Below are 1,736 nucleotides of genomic sequence, written 5' to 3' on the forward strand. Positions count from 1 at the left end.
CCAGGATCAAACTCTCCAATAAAGAGTTGATATAGCTCATAAAAGTTTGTACTATATAGTACGTTGTTTTTGTTAATAAAAATTAACGTTAGCACGCTTGGTTTTGTTTAGTTTTCAAAGATCATTTCACGTCGTTCTCTCAGAAGCGACTTTATCAATATAACATTTTAACTAAGTTAGTGTCAACCATCTTTTTAAAAAGTTTTTTCAAGAGATAAACACTGTCGCTCAGCAGCGACGTTTTATACTATATCACCATTTTGAAAGAAGGTCAACAAAATCATTAAAGTTTTTTTGTTATTTTAGACATCACATTTACTAGTATATCTCTTTTTTCTTTTAATGCTCTTTCTTTAACACTGTTTCCTTCACCAAGTGACGCTCTAATGTATATAAGCTCATCTAATTCCGATAACTCTCTTATTAACATTTGCTCAATTTCTTTCCTTTCCTTCTCATGAAATAAGTAGTAGATCATCCTTTTCTCCTCCTACTTACTCATTCTTTCTATATAATTTTATTTTTAATCATGTAAATAAGAGTCCAAGCATAGACTTGTCTCAAGAGAATGTTGTCTGAGGAGGACCGTTATGAATCAATTTCACGTATTTCATATTAAGAAAATTAAACAGTTGGCCTTAATTATGTTAGCTGCATTTTTCACTGCCGGAATTCTATATGTTGAGAATGTATTAAACTATCCTGTTTTCTCAACATCAGATGGCCCAAAAGCAATTTACCGAGGAGAAACGAAAAACAATGAAATTGCTTTAACCTTTGATATCAGCTGGGGAGATGTTAAAGCAGAGAGTATTCTTGATACATTAAAAAAGCAGAACATAAAAAATAGTACATTCTTTTTGTCAGCTTCATGGGCTGAAAGGCATCCTGATGTTGTAAAACGGATTAAAGAAGATGGGCACCAGATCGGAAGCATGGGATATAACTACAAAGATTATCGAGATTTGGAGCCAAACGAAGTACGAAAAGACCTATCCATGGCTCAAGAGGTATTTACTAAACTTGGTGTAAAGGATATTAAATTGCTCCGCCCACCAAGTGGAGGCTTTAATAAAGATGTTCTTAAGATTGCTTCACAGCAAGGGTATACAGTAGTGCATTATAGTGTCGATTCAGATGATTGGACTAACCCTGGTGTTGAAGCAATTGTAGAGAATACCACTTCTTCTATAAAAGGTGGAGACATTGTTCTATTGCATGCATCTGATTCCGCTAAACAAACAAATGAGGCTCTTCCCACAATTATTAAGGAAATAAGAAGTAAAGGACTACAAAATGTTACAGTCGACGAATTAATCGCTAATGCTCAAACAAAGTCTTCTGAAGTTAAGTAGTTTTCTTTTAGAGTATATTGCGTTTCTTCTTAGTTTCAATGTGAAGAGGCGTTGTGCGATTACTCTATTTAAAGTTATGTATAATGGGACTATCCGCTTCAGTATGAAGGCAGTTGTAGTCTTTAAAAATTATTGGTCTTTATACTTTTATGAGGAACATTTCTCTTGGCCTTCATGCTGACTTTGGTCTTCATCTCCTCTATGAAGACCATTTCTCTTGTTCCCCATACAACTTTTGGTCTTCATCTCCTTTATGAAGACCATTTCTCTTATTCCCCATACCACTTTTAGCCTTCATCTCCTTTATGAAGACCATTTCTCTTGTTCCTCATACTACTTTTGATCATCATCTCCTTTATGAAGACCATTTCTCTTATTCCC

Annotated in this window: 2 protein-coding genes; one reads left to right on the forward strand and one right to left on the reverse strand. The window is 34.4% G+C overall.

The window, feature by feature from the left end:
* Positions 1 to 283 precede the first annotated feature (283 nt).
* Positions 284 to 478, reverse strand: a complete 195-nt coding sequence (locus tag ACEWK1_RS27585; protein ID WP_121664203.1) for a hypothetical protein — start codon at positions 476 to 478, stop codon at positions 284 to 286.
* 112 nt (positions 479 to 590) lie between these two features.
* Between ACEWK1_RS27585 and pdaB the strand changes: the two genes are divergently transcribed.
* On the forward strand, positions 591 to 1,355 hold the full coding sequence (gene pdaB / locus ACEWK1_RS27590; RefSeq protein WP_121664202.1) for a polysaccharide deacetylase family sporulation protein PdaB: 765 nt from the start codon (positions 591 to 593) through the stop codon (positions 1,353 to 1,355).
* Positions 1,356 to 1,736 lie beyond the last annotated feature (381 nt).

Origin of the sequence: Metabacillus sp. YM-086, from assembly GCF_048059995.1 — a bacterium.
In the GTDB taxonomy this organism is placed as follows: domain Bacteria; phylum Bacillota; class Bacilli; order Bacillales; family Bacillaceae; genus Metabacillus; species Metabacillus litoralis_B.